The 20,294-nt window shown below is 71.4% G+C and carries 20 protein-coding genes; 3 read left to right on the top strand and 17 right to left on the bottom strand.

Translation table 11 applies throughout. The features are described from left to right. Nucleotides 1-56: 56 nt before the first annotated feature. The 11 genes from ABZ267_RS29430 to ABZ267_RS29380 form a co-directional block, all read right to left on the bottom strand. Nucleotides 57-545, bottom strand: a complete 489-nt coding sequence (locus ABZ267_RS29430) for an NUDIX hydrolase (protein ID WP_356752727.1) — start codon at nt 543-545, stop codon at nt 57-59. Continuing rightward, a complete protein-coding gene (gene lepB / locus ABZ267_RS29425) occupies nt 542-1,294 on the bottom strand; it encodes a signal peptidase I (RefSeq protein WP_356752725.1) in 753 nt (250 codons plus the stop codon). Before lepB (ABZ267_RS29425) ends, ABZ267_RS29430 begins: the two co-directional genes overlap by 4 nt. 50 nt (nt 1,295-1,344) lie before the next feature. Next, on the bottom strand, nt 1,345-2,259 hold the full coding sequence (lepB, locus tag ABZ267_RS29420) for a signal peptidase I (RefSeq protein ID WP_356752888.1): 915 nt from the start codon (nt 2,257-2,259) through the stop codon (nt 1,345-1,347). Further along, on the bottom strand, nt 2,162-3,238 hold the full coding sequence (lepB, locus tag ABZ267_RS29415; protein WP_356752724.1) for a signal peptidase I: 1,077 nt from the start codon (nt 3,236-3,238) through the stop codon (nt 2,162-2,164). Before lepB (ABZ267_RS29415) ends, lepB (ABZ267_RS29420) begins: the two co-directional genes overlap by 98 nt. Continuing rightward, on the bottom strand, nt 3,231-4,001 hold the full coding sequence (lepB, locus tag ABZ267_RS29410) for a signal peptidase I (protein WP_356752722.1): 771 nt from the start codon (nt 3,999-4,001) through the stop codon (nt 3,231-3,233). Before lepB (ABZ267_RS29410) ends, lepB (ABZ267_RS29415) begins: the two co-directional genes overlap by 8 nt. Before the next feature lie 71 nt (nt 4,002-4,072). Beyond that, a complete protein-coding gene (gene rplS, locus ABZ267_RS29405; protein WP_356752721.1) occupies nt 4,073-4,423 on the bottom strand; it encodes a 50S ribosomal protein L19 in 351 nt (116 codons plus the stop codon). 130 nt (nt 4,424-4,553) lie between these two features. Continuing rightward, entirely contained in the window at nt 4,554-5,375 is an 822-nt protein-coding gene (gene trmD / locus ABZ267_RS29400) for a tRNA (guanosine(37)-N1)-methyltransferase TrmD (RefSeq protein ID WP_356752719.1), read from the bottom strand. Beyond that, a complete protein-coding gene (gene rimM, locus ABZ267_RS29395; RefSeq protein ID WP_356752717.1) occupies nt 5,375-5,962 on the bottom strand; it encodes a ribosome maturation factor RimM in 588 nt (195 codons plus the stop codon). The genes trmD and rimM overlap by 1 nt, the downstream gene beginning before the upstream one ends. A gap of 112 nt (nt 5,963-6,074) precedes the next feature. Continuing rightward, nucleotides 6,075-6,314, bottom strand: a complete 240-nt coding sequence (locus tag ABZ267_RS29390; protein ID WP_066978740.1) for an RNA-binding protein — start codon at nt 6,312-6,314, stop codon at nt 6,075-6,077. Nucleotides 6,315-6,316: 2 nt separating this feature from the next. Continuing rightward, complete coding sequence (rpsP, locus tag ABZ267_RS29385) at nt 6,317-6,757, bottom strand: 30S ribosomal protein S16 (protein WP_356752715.1); 441 nt, start codon at nt 6,755-6,757, stop codon at nt 6,317-6,319. Between the two features lie 157 nt (nt 6,758-6,914). Further along, nucleotides 6,915-7,508, bottom strand: a complete 594-nt coding sequence (locus tag ABZ267_RS29380) for a hypothetical protein (RefSeq protein ID WP_018509633.1) — start codon at nt 7,506-7,508, stop codon at nt 6,915-6,917. 449 nt (nt 7,509-7,957) lie between these two features. Between ABZ267_RS29380 and ABZ267_RS29375 the strand changes: the two genes are divergently transcribed. Further along, on the top strand, nt 7,958-8,809 hold the full coding sequence (locus ABZ267_RS29375; RefSeq protein WP_356752713.1) for a methyltransferase domain-containing protein: 852 nt from the start codon (nt 7,958-7,960) through the stop codon (nt 8,807-8,809). 80 nt (nt 8,810-8,889) lie between these two features. On the opposite strand, the gene ffh is transcribed toward ABZ267_RS29375, so the two are convergent. From ffh to ABZ267_RS29350, 5 genes are all read right to left on the bottom strand, one after another. After that, nucleotides 8,890-10,443, bottom strand: a complete 1,554-nt coding sequence (gene ffh, locus ABZ267_RS29370) for a signal recognition particle protein (protein WP_356752711.1) — start codon at nt 10,441-10,443, stop codon at nt 8,890-8,892. 131 nt (nt 10,444-10,574) lie between these two features. Further along, nucleotides 10,575-13,037, bottom strand: a complete 2,463-nt coding sequence (locus ABZ267_RS29365; protein ID WP_356752709.1) for a [protein-PII] uridylyltransferase — start codon at nt 13,035-13,037, stop codon at nt 10,575-10,577. A 121-nt stretch (nt 13,038-13,158) separates the two neighbouring features. Continuing rightward, complete coding sequence (locus ABZ267_RS29360) at nt 13,159-13,497, bottom strand: P-II family nitrogen regulator (RefSeq protein WP_003965965.1); 339 nt, start codon at nt 13,495-13,497, stop codon at nt 13,159-13,161. Then, the gene (locus ABZ267_RS29355; protein ID WP_356752707.1) at nt 13,494-14,846 is read right to left on the bottom strand and encodes an ammonium transporter; all 1,353 of its coding nucleotides are present in this window, start codon (nt 14,844-14,846) and stop codon (nt 13,494-13,496) included. The genes ABZ267_RS29360 and ABZ267_RS29355 overlap by 4 nt, the downstream gene beginning before the upstream one ends. A gap of 401 nt (nt 14,847-15,247) precedes the next feature. Beyond that, nucleotides 15,248-16,723: a hypothetical protein gene (locus ABZ267_RS29350; RefSeq protein ID WP_356752705.1), complete on the bottom strand. Its 1,476-nt coding sequence runs from the start codon at nt 16,721-16,723 to the stop codon at nt 15,248-15,250. A gap of 442 nt (nt 16,724-17,165) precedes the next feature. Between ABZ267_RS29350 and ABZ267_RS29345 the strand changes: the two genes are divergently transcribed. After that, a complete protein-coding gene (locus ABZ267_RS29345; RefSeq protein ID WP_356752703.1) occupies nt 17,166-17,813 on the top strand; it encodes a bifunctional DNA primase/polymerase in 648 nt (215 codons plus the stop codon). Between the two features lie 73 nt (nt 17,814-17,886). On the opposite strand, the gene ftsY is transcribed toward ABZ267_RS29345, so the two are convergent. Continuing rightward, nucleotides 17,887-19,098 (bottom strand): signal recognition particle-docking protein FtsY, encoded by a 1,212-nt coding sequence (ftsY, locus tag ABZ267_RS29340; RefSeq protein WP_356752701.1) that lies wholly within the window; start codon nt 19,096-19,098, stop codon nt 17,887-17,889. A 196-nt stretch (nt 19,099-19,294) separates the two neighbouring features. On the opposite strand from ftsY, the gene ABZ267_RS29335 reads away from it, so the two are divergent. Continuing rightward, nucleotides 19,295-20,275 carry an LLM class flavin-dependent oxidoreductase gene (locus ABZ267_RS29335; protein ID WP_356752699.1) on the top strand — a complete coding sequence of 327 codons (981 nt, stop codon included), beginning with the start codon at nt 19,295-19,297 and terminating at the stop codon, nt 20,273-20,275. Nucleotides 20,276-20,294: the final 19 nt, after the last annotated feature.

Raw genomic sequence — 20,294 nt, 5'->3', positions numbered from 1 at the left:
TCCCCTTCAGCCGTGCGTCCCCCCATTGTGCGTCAGCCTCCGGCGCCCCTGGACGATCAGGCGATCTCGGCGGCGAGGACCAACGGAACACGCGGGGGACCCTCGTCGAGGAGCGTGCGCAGCAGCTCGGCGAGTCTGGTCGGGTACACCGTCTCACGCGCCGCGAGAAGTTCGGCGGAAGTCCACCACCTCAGACCGGAGACGCTGCGCAATTCGAGTTCGGTGAGGCCCTGCGGGGCTGTGGCGGTCTGTGCCGTACGGGCCAGGAAGTACCACTCGTCCTGGTGCCAGCGCCGCCCGTCGAACGGGAAGGAGCAGGTCCGCTTCCAGAGCACCGGGCCCAGGTCGATGTCGGTGATCCCGGTCTCCTCGGCCAGCTCGCGGCGGGCCGCCGCCTCATGGGTCTCGTCACCCTCCAGGCCGCCGCCGGGCGTGAACCACCAGTCGTCGGCAAGATCGCCCGGCTCATGGCCGTGGAGCAGGAGGATGCGGTCGTCGGGGTCCAGGAGCACCACCCGGGCGACCCTGCGTGCGGCACCGGTCACCGCGTGGGTCCGGTGGCCCGCCTGCGGGCGGAGCGGGCCGCGACGGGCCCGTACGCCGCTCCGCCCAGGATGAGGACCACGCCCACCAGCACTGCGCCCAGCTGGAGCGGGAGCGGGCCGTCGGCGGAGACTCCGCCGGGCAGCGCGGCGAAGGAGGCGGGACGGCCGATCATGCCGTTCATCGGCCAGGCCACCGCGTCGACCCGGGCCTGGACGGCGCTCAGCGGTACGGAGCCCTGCCCGGCGTCCTCCAGATGGACCCGGGAGTCCAGCGAGGTGGACCGCTCGTCGCCGAGGAGGAAGATCTGGCCCTTCGGGACCTTGGCGGAGAAGTTCTGCGGCGAGGCGGGCGCCGGCGCCCCTGCGGCGGCCGGGCCGCGGTCGATGTACGGCTCCTCCACCGGGGTTCCGCCGACGGTGAGGCGTCCGTCCCGGTCGCAGCAGACGACCGTGTCCCCGCCGACGCCGACCACGCGCTTCACCATCGGGGTGGCGCCCCAGGCGCTGTCGGTGAAGACCACCACGTCACCGCGCCGGACGTCGGCGCCGTCTATCCGCTCCGCGAGCACCCGGTCGCCGGCGTTGACCGTGGGAGACATGGAGTCGGTCGGGACGGCGTACGGCTTGTACACCACCGCCGCCCAGAAGAAACCTCCGAGGAAGAGCACACAGCCGACGGCCACGGCCAGGCCCGACACCATGGTGCCGGTCCGGCCGCGGCCGTCATCGTCACGTTGCGTACGGCTCATCCCAGCGCTCCCCCATCGGAGATCGACAATCGCTGATCCGAGTCGGCACCCTACCCGGCGGTACGGCCGGCGGTCAGCCTCCGGCGCCGCCAGAACACGAGGGGCAGTGCCCCGGCCACTCCCAGTGCGGCCGGGGCCGTCGCGGCGGCCGCGTTCAGCCCGGGCTGGTCGAACGTGCTGGGGATCGGCAGCGTCGCCCAGCGGCCCACGGGCCAGGCGACGACGATCGCGCGGCCGACGACCTCGTCGTTGGAGACGGTGCCCTGGCCGGGGAGCTCCTGGTGGTAGCGGGAGTCCAACGAGTTCTGCCGGTGGTCGCCCATGACGAAGATCCGGCCCTCCTCGACCTTGATCGGGCCGAAGGGCTCGTCGTTGCACGGGGTGTTGCCCGGGAAGATGAACGACTTCTCGTCGAGCGCCTTGCCGTTGACCGTGACCGGCCCGTTCTCCTTGCACTCCACGGTGTCGCCGCCGACCGCGATGACCCGCTTGATCAGGTCCTTCTCCTCGGAGGACGGCATCAGGCCGATGAAGCTGAGGAACTTCTGCGCGATGTTGGGCTCCGGTGTGGCGGTGTCCTGCAACCAGCCGCCCGGGTCGTGGAAGACCACGACCTCGCCGCGCTCCGGCTCGGAGCCGAACCAGGGGGTCAGCTTGTCGACCAGCACCCGGTCGCCGCGCTGCAGGGTGTTCTGCATCGAGTCCGAGGGGATCGAGAACGCCTGGATCAGGAAGGTCTTGATCAACAACGCCAGAATCAGCGCGATCCCGATGAGCAGCGGCAGCTCCATCCAGAAGGAGCGCTGCCTCCGAGGAGGCCTGCCACCGCCCGGAGTGCCGCCGTCACCGCCCGAATCACCACCGCCGTCACCGTCCGGCGGGACCGCCGTTCCGCCCGCGGGAGAGTCGTCGCGCTCCGGCCGGTCCTCGGGTTCGTCGTGTCCGGATCGTGCGCCGACCGCCAAATCCCCCACATCCACTCCTCAGTACGTGCCACTGCCCGCGACCGATCCGGCGCAGGCCCACCACTCCCATAACGAGCGGGAGTTCCGCAGGGGTCGGGAGCCGGACCATTCCGTCGCGATCCAGAGTGGCAACCCTATGCGACGGCCCCGGAATCGCAGCCTCCGATCCGCTCGCCCGGGCCACGGCGGCGAAGGTCTCGCGCTCCTCCAGGGTGGTCCAGTTGGAGAACGGCCAGGCGATCACGACGGCCCGCCCGACCACCTCTTCCTCGGAGACCGTGCCCTTGTCGGGCTCGTCGAGATGGAAGCGGGAGTCGGCGGAGTTGGACCGGTGGTCGCCCATCATGAAGAGGCGGCCCGCCGGGACGTCCACCTCGAACCGCACGGTCGAGGGCCGGTCGTCCGGATGCAGATAGGACTCGGTCAGCGGTACGCCGTTGACGGTGACGCGGCCGTCGGTGCCGCAGCACTTCACGGTGTCGCCGCCGACGGCGACCACGCGCTTGATCAGGTCCTGCTCGTCGTCGGAGGGCAGCAGCCCGATGAACTTCAGCGCCTCGGTGGCCTGCTTGACCCCGACCGGCGGGTCCTCCTTGCCGGTCGCGTCCTCCTGTTGGAGCCAGCCGCCGGGGTCCTTGAAGACGACGACGTCACCGCGCTGCGGCTTCGACCCGAAGTTCGGAGTCAGCTTGTCCACCAGGACGCGGTCACCGATCTTGATGGTCTGTTCCATCGATCCGGACGGGATCACGAACGCCTGGACGAGGAAGGTCTTCAGGACGAGCGCGATCAGCAGCGCCATCACGATGAGGACCGGTATCTCCTTCACCGCGGACCTGCGCCGCTTGCGCCGGACCTTCTTGGCGAGCCTGCGGCGCTCGGCCCGGGTCGGCAGCGAGCGGGGCGTGGTGGGCCGGCTCCCGGTCGGCAGGGACGCGTCGGGGGCCGGGGCGCCGCGCGGACGCCCGCGGTTACCCATGCGCCCTGCCGGGCTCCCGTACGCCGTCGAAGGCGCCGGTCCCCTGAAGGCCGCCGATCCGGCCGGGCGGCCAGCCCAGCCAGTCCACCCGGCCGATCACCCGCTCGACCGGGACCATCCCGCCGCCGGGCGATCCGAGGTGGTCGCGGGAGTCGCTGGAGCGGCTGCGGTGGTCGCCCAGCATCCAGAGCGTGCCCTGCGGGACGACGATGTCGAACGGCGCCCCGGAGGCGGTGTCCCCGGGATGGAGGTACGTCTCGTCCACCGCCACCCCGTTCACCCGGAGCCGGCCCGCGTCGCAGCATACGACCCGGTCACCGCCCACGCCCACCACACGCTTCACGAAGTCGGTGTCAGGAGGCTCGGCCAGCCCCAGGGAAGCCGCCGCCCCGCGCGCCAGCTCGGCCACCGGGTTCGCGCCCAGGTCCTCCCGTACGAAGGAACCGGTCCCGTCGAAGACCACGACATCGCCGCGCTCGGGCTCGGCGCCGAAGCGGTACGCCAGCTTGTTGACGAGGACCCGGTCCCCGACCCGCAGCGTGGGTTCCATCGAGCCGCTCGGGATCAGGAAGGGCTGGACCACGAAGGCGCTGAACAGCAGCAGCCCGGCCACACCCGCCACCCCCACGACCAGGACGCGCCGCCGCCAGGGCCGTACGACCGCGGCAGCGCCCCGGAAACGCGAGAAGCGCGACCCCTCCTCGGACCCGGTACGGGGTTCCGAGGAGCGATCGCGCTCCGAGTGCTCTGCTTGCGTCTCCATCGGGGCCGAATCCTATCCGGCCGCGCTGTGGACGCCAGAGGGTGCCTTGCCGGTCACCCGCCGGCGGCAGATCAGTTGTCGCGCTTCTCCTTGATCTTCGCGGCCTTGCCGCGGAGCTCACGGAGGAAGTACAGCTTGGCGCGACGGACGTCACCGCGGCTGACGAGCTCGATCTTCTCGAAGATCGGGCTGTGGACCGGGAAGGTGCGCTCGACGCCGACGCTGAAGGAGACCTTGCGGACCGTGAAGGTCTCGCTGACGCCCGAGCCCTGACGGCGGATGACGATGCCCTTGAACTGCTGGATACGGGAGCGGTTGCCCTCGATCACTCGCACGTGGACGTTGACGGTGTCACCGGGGCGGAACGGCGGGAGGTCCGACCGGAGGGTGGCGGCGTTGACGCCATCGAGCAGGGAAGTCATGAGTTCTGCTTTCTTCGCCGATGCCACAGGTCATCGACGGGATGTCGAGAGGAGTGAAGGAGTGCTGATCGCGTCGGGCGGGCGTCTTTCCCCCTGTGGCAGGGGCGCACACCGGACGTACAGCAGCGGCCTATTCTTCCACGGCCGGTGGCCTGCGCCAAAATCGGCCGCCGGGCTCCGGTGAGAAGCCGAGGATGGAGAGGATCTCGCGGTCCTTCTTGTCGAAGGCGCTCGCCTCGCACCGCTCGATCAGATCGGGCCGGTTGAGGGCGGTCCGGGCGAAGGCCTGGTCCCGCCGCCAGCGCGCGATCTTCCCGTGGTGGCCGCTGAGCAGGACGTCCGGGATCCCCCGGCCGCGCCACTCGGGCGGCTTGGTGTAGACGGGGCCCTCCAGGAGGTCGGCCATGGCGCCGGGCGCGAAGGAGTCGTCGCGGTGGGATTCGGCGTTGCCGAGGACGCCGGGCAGCAGCCGGGCCACCGCCTCCGTGATCACCAGAACGGCGGCCTCCCCGCCGGCGAGCACGTAGTCACCGATGGAGACCTCGACGACCGGGACGCGGGTGGCGTACTCGTCGATCACCCGGCGGTCGATGCCCTCGTACCGGGCCGGTGTGAAGACCAGCCAGGGCCGCGCGGAGAGCTCGACGGCCAGCTCCTGGGTGAACGGGCGACCGCTGGGCGTGGGCACGACGAGGACCGGGGCGTGCGCGCCGGACTCGTAGCCGTCGGCCAGCGCCTCGTCCAGCGCGTCACCCCACGGCTCGGTCTTCATGACCATGCCGGGGCCGCCGCCGTACGGAGTGTCGTCGACCGTGTTGTGCCGGTCGTACGTCCACTCGCGCAGGTCGTGGACATGGACGTCCAGTACGCCGCGGGCGCGGGCCTTGCCGACCAGCGAGACGTTCAGCGGGTCCAGGTACTCGGGAAAGATCGTGACGACGTCGAGCCGCATCAGGCGTCGCCCTTCGGCGCCTCGTCGGACTCCTCGGACTCCGCCTCCTCGTCACGGGAGGAGGCCACCACGGCCTCGCTCTCGTCGATCAGGCCGGGCGGCGGGGTGATGACCGCGCGCTGCTCCTCCAGGTCGATCTCGGTGACGATCTCCTCCACGAAGGGGATCATCACCTCGCTGCCGTCCGGGCGCTCCACGATGAAGAGGTCCTGCGAGGGCAGGTGGGAGATCTCGGTGATCCGGCCGATCTCGGTACCGTCGGTGAGCACCACGTCCAGGTCGATCAGCTGGTGGTCGTAGAACTCGTCCTCGTCCTCGGGCAGTTCCTCCGGGTCCACGTCGGCGATCAGCAAGGTGTTGCGCAGCGCTTCGGCGCCCGTACGGTCGCTCACGCCCTCGAAGCGCAGCAACAGCCTGCCGCTGTGCACCCGGCCCGACTCGATGGTCAGCGGGCCGGTGGCCGCCGGGTCGGTGGCCAGGACGGCACCGGGCCCGAGCCGCAGCTCCGGCTCGTCCGTTCGTACCTCGACGGTGACCTCGCCCTTGATGCCGTGGGCGCGGCCGATCCGCGCAACTACCAACTGCACGCTGTTCTCCGATTGCTGGGGTGGGGACCCGACCTGTCGCGGGAATGGCCGACGACAAAGGCCGGGGAAGGCTCGAAAGCCCTCCCCGGCCCTGGCCGGTGTTCAACTGCGGTCAGCGGACCTGGTCCACGTCGACGAGGTCGACCCGGATGCCACGGCCGCCGATGGCGCCCACGACGGTCCGCAGAGCGCGGGCGGTACGGCCGTTACGGCCGATCACCTTGCCGAGGTCCTCGGGGTGGACCCGGACCTCCAGCACGCGCCCGCGGCGCAGGGTGCGCGAGGCCACCTGCACGTCGTCGGGGTTGTCGACAATGCCCTTCACGAGGTGCTCGAGAGCCTCCTCGAGCATGCTCAGGCCTCGGTCGACTCGGTGGACGCGGCAGCGTCAGCCGCCTCGTCCGCCTTCTTGTCGGACTTCTTGGCCTTGGGGGTGATGGCCTCACCCTTGGCCTCGTCGCCGTCCGAGGTCAGCGCCTCGAACAGCGCGCGCTTGTCGGCCTTGGGCTCCGGCTGCAGCAGCGGCGCGGGGGCCGGGAGGCCCTTGTGGGCCTGCCAGTCACCGGTGAGCTTCAGGATCGCGAGGACCGGCTCGGTCGGCTGGGCGCCGACGGACAGCCAGTACTGCGCGCGCTCTGCGTTGACCTCGATGCGCGAGGGGTTCTGCACCGGGTGGTACAGGCCGATCTCCTCGATGGCCCGGCCGTCACGGCGGGTACGGGAGTCGGCGACGACGATGCGGTAGTGAGGCGAACGGATCTTGCCCAGACGCTTCAGCTTGATCTTGACTGCCACGGAAGTGGTGTCTCCTGGTCTCTGACGTGGTTGGGCACAACTAGATGCCACGTGGGGTTGCGGTACTCGGAGTGCCCGATGGACGCGTCAGCCGGAGGAGAGAGGGGTCCTGTGCGGCTGTCGAGTACAGCTGACCATTCTGCCACACCGCTCGACCTCACCCCACCGCGACCGCCGCTTCCGGGATCTGGAACGGCTTGCCGCAGCCACCGCAGACGATCGGGGCCTGGGCCAGGACCGACGGGACGACGCGGACGTTGCGTCCGCAGTCGCAGACGGCCTTGACCCGGACGCCGCCTCCGGAGGAACCGTGCCGGGCGGCCGGGCCTCTGAAGGAGCGCTTGGTGTCGGCGGCGGTGGCGACCGTGTGCGCCTTGAGGGCGCGCTGGAGCCGTTCGGTGGTCGGGCGGTACCGGCGCTTGGCTTCGGGATTCAGCGTGACCAGGGAGAATCCGCTGCTGGGGTGGGGCTCCTCGGCATGGTCGAGGCCCAGCTCCTCGGCGATCGCGAGGAAGCGTCGGTTGTGGTAGCGGCCGGCGCGTGAAGTGTCACGGACTCCTCTCGCGGCGGCGATGCCGTGGACTGCCTCGTGGAGCAGTCGCTCGAAGGAGAGCTCGGCGCCACAGGCGGACGAGGACTCTCCGATCAGGGACTCGGGCGCGGCTAGATCCGGCAGCTCGGGGTGGTACCGCTGAATGTCGGCCCACGCCTGTGCCAGCTCTGCGGCAAGTACAGGTGGTGTCGTGCTCACGTCGTGACAACGAGTCCGAGTGCCGTGGTGTTCCTATTCCGGGGCATCCCAAATAATTTGCACGTACCAGTCAGTTGCCCGTGATGTGTCCTGGATGCGTCCGGAGGCGGGCGGGTGCGCCGAACTGCGGAGAAGCCGCACAGCTCGCACCAAGGTGGTGCACAGCGTGCGGTGCGCCCGGCGCATGGATGTGCGGTGCGCCGGCGCGCGGCGCCACTTACGGGTCTGCCGGTGAGCGTACCCGGCGGGCCGTTCGACGTGCCCGGTGCCCGGTGTCGGGTAAGACTGATTCGGAGAGGCGCACGGCCGGGGTACGCGAACAGTGCCCCACGCCCCCTGGACGGAACGGCCGATGCGCAGTTCCCTGGCATACGGGGGGTGCGGACATACGCATACGGGGGCCGTCCACTCGGGCAAGATCGACCTCTTGGCGGATTGGGGCGCTTTCCATGACACCAACGCTCGTCCGGAACCTCCGGGACGCGGATCCCTCCGCGCCGGCGGATGCCGGTACCCGTGCCCGCGACTGGGCCGAGATCCAGGAACGCATGCTGGCACCGCTCTACGAGGCGGTGTACGACCGGCTCGAAGTCGGACCCGCCACCCGGATGCTGTCGCTCGGCTGTGGCTCCGGGCTCGCCCTGCTCGTCGCGGCGGCCCGGGGGGCGCAGGTGACGGGTGTGGACTCCGACCGGGAGCGGCTGGCGCTGGCGCGTGCGCGGCTGCTGCCCGACGAGGGCGCGGAAGGTGCGCCCGCGCACCGGGCCCGGCTGCACGACGACGGGTTCCCTTCGGGCGCCGACGGGGCACCGTACGACTTGATCACCGTGTTCGAGCCGATCGGCTGCGCGGCCGGTGACTCCGAGGGGCTGGTGCCGGCGCTGGAGGCGGCGCTGCCGCTGGCGGCCCGGGGCGCGACCGTGGTGCTGACCGGGTGGGGCCCGCCGGAGCGGTGTGCCACGGCGCCGGTGCTGCGGGTCGCGGCCCGGCTGACGGAGTCCGCGCGGCCACCGCGTCCCGGCGGGTGGCGGCCGACCCTCCGGGACGATCTGGAGGACGTGGCGACGCGGGCGGGACTGAAGCCGGACGGCTCGGGACGGGTCTCCTGCCCGTTCGGATACGCGGATCCGGACAGCGCGGTGCGCGGGCTGCTGTCGACCGGCCTCTTCGACGCCGCCGTACGGGCCACCGACCGCTCCCAGGTGGAGAAGGAGGTCGCGGAGGCGCTGCATCCCTATAGGCGCCCGGACGGCACGGTGTGGATGCCGAACGTCTTCCGTTACCTGGTGTGCACGACGTGAGCTGACAGAAGTCGTCGCGAACGCGCGTAAGGGGCGCCCTCGAGAGAGGGCGCCCCTTACGCGCGGTTCAAGTAAGCCGATCAGCCCATGAACTTCTTGAACTCGTCCGGCAACTCGAAGTTCTTGTCCTCCTGCGCCGGCAGCGCGAACGCGCCGCCCTGCGCCGCCGCCTGCTCGCGGCGCTCCGCGGCGGCGGCCTCCTCGGCCTTGCGCTTCATCGGGTTGCCGCTCTTGCGCTTGCCCTTGGCCTGCTTGATCTGCTTCTTCTGACGGCCGGGACCCCCGCCCATGCCGGGCATCCCCGGCATCCCGGGCATGCCGCCGCCCTGGGCCATCTTCGACATCATCTTGCGGGCCTCGAAGAAGCGCTCCACCAGGCTCTTGACCGCGGAGACCTCGACGCCCGAACCCTTGGCGATACGAGCCCGGCGCGAACCGTTGATGATCGTCGGTTCGGCGCGCTCCTTGGGCGTCATCGACTTGATGATCGCGGCGGTGCGGTCGATGTCGCGCTCGTCGATGTTGTTGATCTGGTCCTTGATCTGCCCCATGCCGGGCAGCATCCCGAGCAGCTTGGAGATGGAGCCCATCTTGCGGACCTGCTCCATCTGGGCCAGGAAGTCGTCCAGGGTGAAGTCCTTGCCGCCCTTGCTGGACTGCAGCTTCGAGGCCATTTTGGCGGCCTCTTCCTGGCTGAACGTCTTCTCCGCCTGCTCGATCAGAGTGAGCAGGTCACCCATGTCGAGGATGCGGGAGGCCATCCGGTCCGGGTGGAACGCGTCGAAGTCCTCCAGCTTCTCGCCGTTCGACGCGAACATGATCTGCTTGCCCGTGACATGGGCGATCGACAGGGCCGCGCCACCACGGGCGTCACCGTCGAGCTTGGAGAGCACCACGCCGTCGAAGCCGACGCCGTCGCGGAAGGCCTCGGCGGTGTTGACCGCGTCCTGACCGATCATCGCGTCGACGACGAAGAGGATCTCGTCCGGGCTGACGGCGTCGCGGATGTCCGCGGCCTGGCTCATCAGCTCCTGGTCGATACCGAGGCGGCCCGCGGTGTCGACGATGACGATGTCGTGGACCTTGGCCTTGGCGAACTCGATGGAGTCCTTGGCGACCTGGACCGGGTCGCCGACGCCGTTGCCGGGCTCGGGGGCGTAGACCGCGACGCCGGCGCGCTCGGCGACGACGCTCAGCTGGTTGACGGCGTTGGGACGCTGGAGGTCACAGGCGACGAGCAGCGGCGAGTGGCCCTGGCCCTTGAGCCAGAAGCCGAGCTTTCCGGCCAGCGTCGTCTTACCGGCACCCTGGAGACCGGCGAGCATGATCACGGTGGGCGCGGTCTTGGCGAACCGCAGCCGCCGGGTCTCGCCGCCGAGGATGCCGACGAGCTCCTCGTTGACGATCTTGACGACCTGCTGGGCCGGGTTCAGCGCCTGGGAGACCTCGGCGCCGCGCGCCCGCTCCTTCACGTTGGCGATGAAGGCCCGGACCACGGGCAGGGCGACGTCGGCTTCCAGCAGGGCGATACGGATCTCGCGTGCCGTGGCGTCGATGTCCGCCTCGGACAAGCGGCCCTTGCCCCTGAGGTTCTTGAAAGTCGCGCTAAGGCGGTCGGAGAGAGTATCGAACACGGCGCTCGTCGGTCCTCAGGGTCGGGGGCGGGGCAGGTCAGTCGCCCTCCAGGGTATCCGGCCCCCGGAGAACACCAAGCCCTCGCCCGGATCCGGTGCCGGGCGAGGGCGGTACAAAAGCGTCGTACGCGTCAGCCGAGGGCCTTCTCGACCTCCCGGGCGACCTCGGCGGCCCGGACTTCCGGCAGCGGTTCGCCGTCGGTGCCGGTGACGTAGAAGGCGTCCACCGCGTTGGCGCCGAGGGTGGAGACATGGGCGCTGCGCACCCGTACGGCACTGACTTCCAGGGCGTTGCCGATGCGGTGCAGCAGGCCCGGGGCGTCCTGGGCGCGCACCTCGATGACGGTGGCGCGGCGGGATCCGGCCGCCGCGACGGTGACCCGGGGCGGCGGGGCCTTCACGCCTCGTCTGCGCGGATAGGCGGCCTCCCGCTCCGCGAGCCGGGCCCGGATGTCCAGCGAGCCGTCCAGGGCGCGTACGAGGTCGGCGCGGAGCCGGACCGCCTGCGGGAGGGAGCCGTACTCGGCCGCCACCCGCCAGCTGAGCAGCAGCAGGTCCGCCGTCTCGCCCACCTCGTTGGGCAGTTCCACCGCGCGCAGGTCGGCGGCGCGCACGGTGAGGCGGTGCAGGGCGAGGACTCCGGCGGCCGCGGGCAGCACGCCGGGCCGGTCGGGCAGGGCGATGAGCAGCTCGACGCCGACCGGCTCCACCTCGCCGTCGCCTGCGGGCTCCTCGGCGTGTGTGTGCAGGGTGAGGACGGGTTCGCCGGTGCGCAGGGCCTCGATCGCGAGGCGTTCGTGCTCGGCGCTGGGCGCGGCCTCCTCCGGCTCCTCCGGGGCCTCACCGGCTAGGACGGCGGCGACGCGTTTGACCAGGTCGGTGACGAGGGAGGCCCGCCAGGTGGACCAGGCGGCGGGGCCGGTGGCGAGCGCGTCGGCCTCGGTGAGGGCGTGCAGCAGCTCCAGCGTGGAGGCGGTGGAGACGGCCTCGGCGACCGACCGCACGGTGGCGGGGTCGTCCAGGTCGCGCCGGGTGGCGGTCTCCACGAGCAGCAGATGGTGGCGTACGAGGGTGGCGATGACGCCCACGTCGTGCTTGTCGAAGCCGATCCGGGTGGCCATGTCCCGGGCGATGACCTCGCCGGCCACCGAGTGGTCGCCGGGCCAGCCCTTGCCGATGTCGTGGAGGAGGGCCGCGACCAGGAGGAGGTCGGGCCGGTGGACGCGGCGGGTGAGGTTGGCGGCGCGGACGGCGGTCTCCACCAGGTGCCGGTCGACGGTCCAGGTGTGGACGGGGTTGCGCTGCGGCCGGCAGTGGACGCGCTCCCAGTCGGGCAGCAGCCGGGTGATGATCCCTTCCGCTTCGAGCGCCTCCCAGACGCCGACGGTGGACTCCCCCGCGCCGAGCAGCGTGACCAGCTCCTCACGGGCCTCCGGCGGCCACGGGACCGGCAGCGGCCGGACGGTGGTGGCGAGATGGCGTACGAGGTGGCGGGAGAGCGGCAGTCCGGCCTCGGCGGCGGCCGCTGCGGCGCGCAGCGTGAGGACCGGGTCGCGGTCGGGCCGTGCGGCGCGGGCCAGGACCACTTCGCCGTCGGCCTCCACCACGCCGTCGGCGAGCGGAGCGCGCTCGGGTGCGGGCTTGGTTGCTCCGAGAGAACCGCTGAGCATGGCGCGGAGCCGGGGCCGGACCGAGCGGGCGCGCAGCACCCGGTTCACCTCGCGCCAGGTGACGTCGGTGGCGTACGAGACCGTCCGCGCGGCCTCGTACACCTGGCGCAGCAGCGCGTCGGCGTCGAGCAGGCCGAGCGCCTCGGCGACCTGGTCCTGTTCCTGGAGGGCGAGGCGGTCGGTGGCGCGGCCGGTGGTGAGGTGGAGGGCGTCGCGGGCGTCCAGGAGGGTGCGGCGGGCCTGGTCGAGCCCTTCGCGCGGGGCGTCCGCGACCCAGGAGGCGGCGACCGCGCGCAGGGCCGTGGCGTCGCGGAGGCCGCCGCGGGCCTCCTTGAGGTCGGGTTCCAGGAGGAACTGGAGCTCGCCCGTCCGTTCCGCGCGTTCCTGGCAGAGCTCATGGAGGGCCGGGAGGCGTTTGGGCGCCTGGTTGCGCCAGTCGGCGAGGATCGCGGTGCGCAGGGAGGCGACCAGGCCGAGGTCGCCGGCGACCGGTCGGGCGTCCAGCAGGCCGAGCTGGACCTTGAGGTCCTCGCCGGCCGTCTTCCGGGCCTCGCCGGGCGTGCGTACGGAGTGGTCGAGGGCCAGGCCCAGGTCCCAGACCGGGTACCAGATGCCGTCCGCGAGAGCCGAGATGGCCGCCGGGTCGGCGCTGCCGTCGTGCAGGAGGAGCAGGTCGAGGTCGCTGCGCGGGGAGAGTTCGCCGCGGCCGTAGCCGCCGACGGCGACCAGGGCCGCGCCGCGGACGCCGGCGCGGCCGGCCGCCGCCGTGAACAGGCCGGTGAGCCAGTCGTCGGTGAGGCGGGCGAGGGCGGCACGGCGCGGCGGCCCGGACCGCGTCTCCTGGTGGAGGAGGCGCAGCCGGGCCGCCGCGTAGCCGCTGGGTCCCGAGTCTTCGCTTTCGGTGATCGCTTCGGTGCTCGTCACCCAGGTGCCTTCCGTTCGGTGGGGCCTCGGTCAGGGGCGCCCGTCCGGTGTGCGGGGCCGTCCGTCGGGGGGCGTCGGGCCGGGAGCCGGAGGAAGGTCCGGCGCCCGGCGGGAGCCTCCGTCAGAGGGCGTCCGGGCCGCGCTCGCCGGTCCGTACGCGGACGGCGGTCTCGACCGGGACGCTCCAGACCTTTCCGTCACCGATCTTGCCGGTACGGGCGGCCTTGACGACGACCTCGATGAGCTGTTCGGCGTCCTCGTCCTCGACGAGGACCTCGATACGGATCTTCGGGACCAGGTCGACGGTGTACTCGGCGCCCCGGTAGACCTCGGTGTGGCCGCGCTGACGCCCGTAACCGCTCGCTTCGGTGACAGTCAGCCCCTGGACGCCGAAGGCCTGGAGGGCCTCCTTGATCTCGTCCAGCCGGTGGGGCTTCACGACCGCGGTGATGAGCTTCATGCGTCCACCTTCTTTGCCTTCGGTGCTGCCGTCGTGTCCGTCGCGGGGGCGGTGCTGCGGGAGACCGTGCCGCCGCCGGCGCCGCTGAAGTCGTATGCGGTCTCGGCGTGCTCGACCTGGTCGATGCCGGAGATCTCGTCGTCCTCGGAGACCCGCATCCCGATGGTCTTGTGGAGCACCAGCGCGATGAGGCCGGAGACGACCAGAGAGTACGCGAGGACCGCGACGACGCCGACGACCTGCTTGCCGAGCTGTTCGACACCGCCGCCGTAGAACAGGCCCTTGGCGTCGGACTGGACGCCGCCGGTGGCGAAGAAGCCGACCAGGATGGAGCCGATGATGCCGCCGACGAGGTGGACGCCGACGACGTCCAGGGAGTCGTCGTAACCGAACTTGTACTTCAGGCCGACGGCCATGGCGCACAGGACACCGGCGATGGCACCGACCGCGATGGCGCCGAGCGGCGAGACGGAACCACCCGCCGGAGTGATGGCGACGAGGCCGGAGACCGCGCCGGAGGCGGCGCCGAGGGTGGTGAAGGAGCCGTGGCGCAGCTTCTCGTAGACGAGCCAGCCGAGAACGGCGGCGGCGGTGGCGACCTGGGTGTTGAGGAACATGACCGCACCGACGCCGTCGTCGTTGCCGAGCCAGGATCCGGCGTTGAAGCCGAACCAGCCGAACCAGAGGAGGGCCGCGCCGAGCATGACGAGCGGCAGGCTGTGCGGCCGCATCGGGTCCTTCTTGAAGCCGATGCGCTTGCCGATGACGAAGATCACGCCGAGGGCCGCGGCACCCGCGTTGATGTGGACCGCCGTACCGCCGGCGAAGTCGATGACGCCCATCTCGAAGAGCCAGCCGCCCGAACCCCAGACCCAGTGGGCGACCGGGAAGTAGACGATCGTGACCCACAGGACGATGAAGAGCGCCCACGCGGTGAACTTCACGCGGTCGGCGAGCGCACCGCTGATCAGTGCGGGGGTGAGGACGGCGAACATCAGCTGGAAGGCGGCGAAGACGTACACCGGGATGGTGTAGCCGTCCCAGAGTTCGGTGACGCCGATGTTGCTGAGGCCGACGTAGTCCGAGCTCCAGCCGATGACCGAGCCGACGTCGGAGCCGAAAGCGAGGCTGAATCCGTAGAGCACCCACAGGATCGTGACGATCCCGAGGCTGATGAAGCTCATCATCAGCATGTTGAGGGTGCTCTTGACGCGGACCATGCCTCCGTAGAAGAAGGCCAGGCCGGGGGTCATGAGCATCACCAGGGCCGAGCAGATGAGCATGAACCCGGTGTTGGCGGCAGACAGCTCTGGGGCGTCTGCGGCAAGCGTCGTGATGCCTTGGGGCATCGGCGTCTCCTCGTCGTCGGAGCGGCCGCGGCGTGCGGGGGAAAGCTGCGGGACCACTGGGAAGGTGCGGGCCGGTCAGGAGGTGTCCGGCGGATCATGGCCGGAGACCGCCTGTGCGCCATGAGATTGGCGGAGCGCCGTTTCCGGGGATGCCGCACGATGTTTCGCGAGCGTGACGAAGAGATGGTGCGTGTTACGTCGGAATGAATCCCGGGTGGCGGGTCCGGTGCGCTGCCTACCATGCAGCCCACGCCGCATACGGTCCGGTTGAAACGCCGCCGAGCGGCTCGGAGAACCCGGATACGCGAACCGGCCACGGCTCCTCTCCGGGTGACCAGGCGATGGGGGAGCCGAGTCGGGCTGTACGGAGGAGGTGCCGCGGCCGGGGCCGTGGTGCCGGGTCAGACCGCTTCGGCGGACTCCGGCAGCTGTTCGCTGAGCAGATCGGTGAGCCGGGCGACATCGGCGACATCGCCGAAGTCCCTGGCAGCGGTGTCGACGGTCTTGCGCAGCCGGGTGTTGACGCGCTCGGAACGGACCTTCTTGGCGATCTTCAGGGCCTGTCCGGCGAGGACGGTGGACTGCTCGGGCTCACGCTGGAGCAGATGGACGGTGGCCATGCCGATGAGGTTGAGCGCGTAGGAGCGCTGGTGCTCGTCGTCCTCGCCGAACAGCTCGACGGCCTTCTCCATGACGGGCTCGGCGAGCGAGGCGTAGGTGGGGCTGCGGCCGGCGACATAGGCCAGGTCACGGTAGGAGTGGGCGTTCTCGCCGTTGAGCTCGGCCTCGGAGAAGAAGCGGATCCAGTCGGGCTCGGGCTCGCCGTCCAGTCCGGCGTCCAGGAAGGTGTCCTCGGCCATCCGGACGGCCCGCTTGCACTTGCCGGGCTGGCCCATGTTGGCGTACGCGCGGGCCTCCATCGCATACAGCATGGCCTGTGTACGGGAGGTGGCGCAGTCGCGGCTGCCGTACTGCGCGAGGTGGATCAGCTCCAGGGCGTCGTCGGGACGGCCCAGGTGGATCATCTGGCGGCTCATGCTGGAGAGGATGTAGCTGCCGAGCGACTTGTCCCCGGCCTCCTTGGCGGCGTGCAGCGCGAGCACGAAGTACTTCTGGGCGGTGGGCTGGAGGCCTACGTCGTAACTCATCCAGCCCGCCAGCTCGGCCAGTTCGGCGGCGCAGCGGAAGAGGCGCTTGGCGGTGGCGCCCGGCTGCGGCTCCTGCAACAGGTCGGTGACCTCGTGGAGTTGCCCGACGACGGCCTTGCGGCGCAGTCCGCCGCCGCACTGGGCGTCCCACTTCCGGAACATCTCGGTGGTCGCCTCCAGCAGCTCCAGCTCGGGGTTGGAGAGCCGGGAGGGCCTGCGGGCGGCGGCCTCCGACTCCGGTTGGCCCGGGCCTCTGGCCGGGACGGGCACCAGCCAGCGCTGCATCGGCTCGATCAGGGCGGGTCCGGCGGCCAGCGCGAGCGAGCTGCCGAGAAAGCCCCGACGGGCGAGCATCAGGTCGCTGCGGGAGAACTCGCTGAGCAGGGCGACGGTCTGCGGGCCCGCCCACGGCAGGTCGACACCGGCCACCGAGGGTGACTGGTGCGCGGTGCGCAGCCCGAGGTCCTCGACGGCGACCACCGCGCCGAACCGCTCGGAGAACAGCTCGGAGAGGATGCGCGGGATCGGCTCGCGCGGCTGCTCGCCGTCGAGCCAGCGCCGCACCCGGGAGGTGTCGGTGCTGATGTGGGAGGCGCCCATCTGGCGCGCCCGCCGGTTCACCTGGCGCGCCAGCTCACCCTTGGACCAGCCACTGCGCACGAACCACGACCCCAACTGACCGTTGGGACGCTTGCCGCCATCCGTATCGCCTGCGCCGCTGCCACTCACCGGAACGCCCCCATCACGCCGAATCCTCCCCGTCGCATCCTCAATCGCGCGAACCACTCTCAGAATGCCCAGCATCGGTGCTGTCCGTACGGGAGTTGCCACGATCGAACTGGAAACCGGGTTGCCCGAGGCATACCCGTGACCGCACATTCTCCCAGAGCTCGTGTACCGACGGTAATCCTACGATCACCCCTCCCGCGAGGGGGATTGCGGAAACGCCACCATTCGCCACCCCTTCGAATGAACCCGACTGCCTTCTGGCGCGCTTGACTTGGGACACCACGACCGATGGCGAGCGTACGGACGCACTCAGGGGCGCACGCGCCGTGCCGCACCACCTCGCGCACTACGGCGCACGCCACTCGATCGAGTTGCGGCGACGGAGGATTACCCGAGCGTTCCGGGTCGTAACCACCGATGAGTCGGACCCGTTGGAGGGGGCATGGGCTTCACGATCGGCGGCATCCGCGAGAAACGTTCCGGCGTACGGCGGCGAGGCCGCGGCGCCGAGGCCACCGCGGTGGCCGAGTACACCGGACTCTGGGGCTGGGCCGTGGCGCCCGGCACCCGCGCCCGCGACGGCGCGTGCTCCTGCGGCCGGCGGGCCTGTCCGGCCCCTGGCGCGCATCCGCTGGGCTTCGCCCGGGAGGTCCCGGCGGGCACCGGTCTCGACGCGGCGGCGGACGCCTGGGCCGAGACACCGGGCGCCTCGATGCTGCTGCCGGTGGGCCGGACCTTCGACGTCCTGGACGTGGCGGAGCAGGCCGGACGGCGGGCACTGGTGCGGCTGGAGCGGATGGGGCTGCCGCCGGGGCCGGTGGCGGTGACGCCGGCCCGCCGGGCGCAGTTCTTCGTCGCGCCCGGGGCCGCCGCCGAGCTGCCGGGCCTGCTCTACCGGATGGGCTGGGACGACGCGGACCTGGACCTGCGGGCGCTCGGGCCGGGCGCGCACATCACCGCACCGCCGTCCGACCTCGGCGGCCTCGGCCCGGTCCGCTGGCTGCGGCCGCCGGTGCTGGACACCGCCGCCGCTCCCCCGCAGGCGCGACTGCTGCTGGGCGCGCTGGCGTACAGCTGCCACCGCTCGTAGCGCGTACGGAAACGGCGGAAGGGCGGCGGGCTCCTCGTGGGAGCCGCCGCCCGTCCGCCGTACGCGAGGGAGGTCAGTCGCCGATCAGCGCGTCCACGAAGGCGCCCGGCTCGAACGGAGCCAGGTCGTCCGCACCTTCGCCGAGCCCGATCAGCTTCACCGGTACGCCCAGCTCGCGCTGGACCGCGATGACGATGCCGCCCTTGGCGGTGCCGTCGAGCTTGGTGAGGACGATGCCGGTGATGTCCACGACCTCGGCGAAGACGCGCGCCTGCACGAGGCCGTTCTGCCCGGTGGTGGCGTCCAGGACGAGCAGGATCTCGTCCAGCGGACCGTGCTTCTCCACGACCCGCTTGACCTTGCCCAGCTCGTCCATGAGCCCGGTCTTGGTGTGCAGGCGGCCGGCGGTGTCGATGAGGACCACGTCGGCGCCCTCGGCGATGCCCTCCTTGACCGCGTCGTACGCGATCGAGGCCGGGTCGCCGCCCTCGGGCCCACGGACCGTACGGGCTCCGACGCGCTCGCCCCAGGTCTGGAGCTGGTCGGCGGCGGCGGCGCGGAAGGTGTCGGCCGCGCCGAGGACCACGCTGCGGCCGTCGGCGACGAGCACCCGGGCCAGCTTGCCGGTGGTGGTGGTCTTGCCGGTGCCGTTGACGCCGACGACCATGACGACGCCCGGTGTCTCGGCGCCGCCCTCGGTCTTGACCTCGCGGTCGAAGTCCGGGCCGAGCAGGGTGATCAGCTCTTCGCGCAGCAGCGTGCGCAGCTCCTCGGGCGTGCGGGTGCCGAGCACGCGGACGCGCTCGCGGAGCCGCTCGACCAGCTCCTGGGTGGGAGCGACGCCGACGTCGGCGGTGAGGAGGGTGTCCTCGATCTCCTCCCAGGTGTCCTCGTCCAGGTTGTCCCGGGACAGCAGCGTGAGCAGCCCCTTGCCGAGCGAGTTCTGCGAGCGGGCGAGCCGGGCGCGGAGCCGGACGAGCCGGCCCTCGGTGGGCTCGGGGATCTCCAGCGCGGGCGGCGCCGGAGCCTCGACGACCGGGGCCTCCTCGACGGGCGCGGTGGCGTCCGGGAGGCCGACTTCGTCGATGGTGCGCCGCGCTTCGTCGCGCGGCGTCTCGGCCTCCTCGCCGACCTTCGGCTCGGCGGGAGGAGTGATGGTCGGCGTGGACGGCGGCGGTGGCGGCAGCTTCCGCTTCTTGCGGCTGCCGACCACGAGCCCGCCGACCAGGCCGACGGCGGCCAGGGCGATGACTACAGCGAGGATGACGATTTCGACGAGTTCCATAACCCGTCCAGTATCGGCCACGGCCGACGTACGGGCACGGCCCCGCACACCGCCGGGCGGTCCACCGGATCCGGATGCACCTTTTGGCGGTAATGCCCGTCGACCATCTCTACCTTTCTGACGGAACGTCAGCTACGGTGCACCCCGCCCAGCCCTTGAGGCGAGCCCCGCCCACCCGGCGAAAGGGAGACCCGTCATGGCCCTCACCGTGGTCCGGTTCAATCTCGTCGATCCCGAAGCCACCCCCGTAACCCTCTCGGCCCGCTACCGCGCCGCCCTGGAGATGGCGGCGTACGCCGACGAGCACGGCGTCGACACGGTGCAGACCGAGGAGCACCACGGGGTGGCGAACTGCTGGCTGCCTTCGCCGTTCACCTTCGCCGGCGCGGTCTTCGGCGCCACCCACCGGATCGCGGTGACCGTGTCGGCGATCATCGGCCCGCTGCACGATCCGCTGCGACTGGCGGAGGACATCGCGGTGCTGGACCTGCTGAGCGCGGGACGGCTGGTGACGGTCGCGGGGATCGGCTACCGGCCCGAGGAGTACGAGCGGGCGGGCGTGGAGTGGGGGCGGCGCGGAAAGCTCCAGGACGAGCTGCTGGAGACGCTGCTGGCGGCGTGGAGCGGCGAGCCGTTCCCGTACCGGGGCCGTACGGTACGCGTCACGCCGCGTCCGTACACGCGGCCGCATCCGATGCTCCTGGTCGGCGGCAGCTCACGGGCGGCGGCACGGCGGGCGGCGCGGCTGGGGCTGCCGCTCTTCCCGAGCGCGCATCTGCCGGAGCTGGAGGCGTACTACCACCAGCAGCGGGAGGCGTACGGGACGGAGGGTTTCTGCATGATGCCCGCGGCCCGGACACCACTGCTCCAGGTCTCCGATGACCCGGAGCGGACGTGGGCGCTGTACGGGGAGCACCTGCTGCACGAGGCCCGGACGTACGCCTCCTGGCAGTCCAAGGACATCCGCTCGGCGGTGCGCTCGGCGGCCACGACGGTGGCGGAGCTGCGCGAGGAGGGCGTGTACCGGATCGTCACGCCGGAGGAGCTCAAGGCGCTGGACGCGGATTCGCCGGTGCTGCATCCGCTCTGCGGCGGGATGCCGGTGGAGGAGGGATGGCGGAGTCTGCGGCTGTTCTGCGAGGCGCTGAAAACGCCGGCTGCCCCGGTTCAGCCGTGAACCAGGGCAGCGCGTGGAC

Source organism: Streptomyces sp. NPDC006174 (genome assembly GCF_040614075.1).
In the GTDB taxonomy this organism is placed as follows: Bacteria; Actinomycetota; Actinomycetes; order Streptomycetales; family Streptomycetaceae; genus Streptomyces.
The sequence above is the reverse complement of the archived record's forward strand: the minus strand, read 5'-3'. Positions and strand labels throughout refer to the sequence as shown.

Excerpts from the sequence above, each read along its gene's own strand:
- lepB (WP_356752725.1), bottom strand. The coding sequence starts at position 1,294 with ATGAGCCGTACGCAACGTGACGATGACGGCCGCGGCCGGACCGGCACC.
- lepB (WP_356752724.1), bottom strand. The coding sequence starts at position 3,238 with ATGGGTAACCGCGGGCGTCCGCGCGGCGCCCCGGCCCCCGACGCGTCC.
- lepB (WP_356752722.1), bottom strand. The coding sequence starts at position 4,001 with ATGGAGACGCAAGCAGAGCACTCGGAGCGCGATCGCTCCTCGGAACCC.
- rplS (WP_356752721.1), bottom strand. The coding sequence starts at position 4,423 with ATGACTTCCCTGCTCGATGGCGTCAACGCCGCCACCCTCCGGTCGGAC.
- trmD (WP_356752719.1), bottom strand. The coding sequence starts at position 5,375 with ATGCGGCTCGACGTCGTCACGATCTTTCCCGAGTACCTGGACCCGCTG.
- ABZ267_RS29390 (WP_066978740.1), bottom strand. The coding sequence starts at position 6,314 with ATGCTCGAGGAGGCTCTCGAGCACCTCGTGAAGGGCATTGTCGACAAC.
- ABZ267_RS29375 (WP_356752713.1), top strand. The coding sequence starts at position 7,958 with ATGACACCAACGCTCGTCCGGAACCTCCGGGACGCGGATCCCTCCGCG.
- ABZ267_RS29360 (WP_003965965.1), bottom strand. The coding sequence starts at position 13,497 with ATGAAGCTCATCACCGCGGTCGTGAAGCCCCACCGGCTGGACGAGATC.
- ABZ267_RS29355 (WP_356752707.1), bottom strand. The coding sequence starts at position 14,846 with ATGCCCCAAGGCATCACGACGCTTGCCGCAGACGCCCCAGAGCTGTCT.
- ABZ267_RS29345 (WP_356752703.1), top strand. The coding sequence starts at position 17,166 with ATGGGCTTCACGATCGGCGGCATCCGCGAGAAACGTTCCGGCGTACGG.
- ftsY (WP_356752701.1), bottom strand. The coding sequence starts at position 19,098 with ATGGAACTCGTCGAAATCGTCATCCTCGCTGTAGTCATCGCCCTGGCC.
- ABZ267_RS29335 (WP_356752699.1), top strand. The coding sequence starts at position 19,295 with ATGGCCCTCACCGTGGTCCGGTTCAATCTCGTCGATCCCGAAGCCACC.